The 1,360-nt window shown below is 45.3% G+C and carries 1 protein-coding gene; it reads right to left on the bottom strand.

All coding sequences use genetic code 11. The annotated features are described in order from the left end of the window. The coding region (locus tag U8D43_RS20865) for an IS1634 family transposase (RefSeq protein ID WP_335873066.1) at positions 1 to 1,213 on the bottom strand (1,213 nt) is incomplete at its 3' end. Between the last annotated feature and the right edge of the window lie 147 nt (positions 1,214 to 1,360).

Raw genomic sequence — 1,360 nt, 5'->3', positions numbered from 1 at the left:
TACGAACGTCATTCAATTGTTCTAACAGTGCTTGTCCGGTCGGTTCAAACAGTTTCCGTTTTCCCATGAGGATCAAGGGTTCTTCCTGCTTTTTCATTTCAGCACGGATTCGATATTCAAGCATGCCATAGATTAATAACGCCATCACATAGACGATACCAAGCGCTTCAATACGTTCCGGCGTTTTGACAAAGACGGCGTCAATCATCTGTGCATCCTTGAGTAACCGAAATCGGGTCTCCGCCGCCGATTGACCTTTATAGGTTGTAAGCATGTCCACATCGGAAAGCCTCGAGCGATCCATCCGGTTGGTCATTAAAATAAACGTGCTCAATAGCCTTAATTTTTGGTCGATTTTCCCTTGATTTTCCTCAAGGGACGATAAACGGACCCGGTAAACGGTGGCGGTCTGAGTGACTTCGTCTTTCTTGGGTCGTCCACGGCGTTCGCATTTGATCGGTTCTTCTCCGATTTCGATTGTTAACTGATACTCATGCAGGTTGGTTTTATGCTTTTTTTCAAAGGCGATTCGTGCCTTTTCAGCGTCTGCTTCACAGTGGAAAATCATGTCTGCCAGCTTGTCCAACGCGTTGGTCAAGGTGACGTGTTCCTTTTGAATGTCGGCTTCTATCCGTTTCACCTTCTGTTTTTCCAATTGACTCGAGTGGACAACGAGGAATCGATACAACCGCCCCTCTAGTTCTTCTTCAAACGCTTGGTAACGGTAGTTGGAGCCATTCGTTTGGCTCGTTAATTCCCCTATGACCTCCCACTTATTGTTCTTCCACGCCTTGCTTTTTAATTCAGTGGAAAGTCTGAAGGTATCAGGAAGCCGCGAAAGAAAATCCAACTGATGGGCAGCTAAATCTTGGAGATTTCCTTTTGAAATGAGGGCAGAATCGGCTTGGTATAGGAGGTTCGACCAGTCCTCTTCTGACAGGGTTTCACGCAATTTCTGAACAAATTCCATGTTCCATTTCACATCCGAGGTGTTGCCATTCTCCACCTTGGCTACGATGGGGATCCGTTGAGGAGGGACGCCCATGCCCAGGACGATTTGCTTCAAATCCGGACGTTTTTGTTTACTGTATCCATACGTGACGGAAAGGGGTTCTTTTTCAGATAGACCAGAAGAAGAAGAGTCGGGAAGATAATCGCCAGATACGGAAAAGGAAGTCGTGTCGCAATGTAAAGTATCGAGTGCTACATTCAGTTGATTTAATTTACAAATGCGTGGTCTAACTCCACCGTCTTTAGACGGTATCCGCTTTTAGCCTTGTCTTTAAATGTCCATACTACGATAGAGGTGAGAGTATGGACGGTTATCAAAAAAGTAGTCATGCGGTATTTGATATAAAAT

Source organism: Bacillus sp. 2205SS5-2, assembly GCF_037024155.1.
Lineage (GTDB): Bacteria > Bacillota > Bacilli > Bacillales > Bacillaceae_K > Bacillus_CI.
The sequence above is the reverse complement of the archived record's forward strand: the minus strand, read 5'-3'. Positions and strand labels throughout refer to the sequence as shown.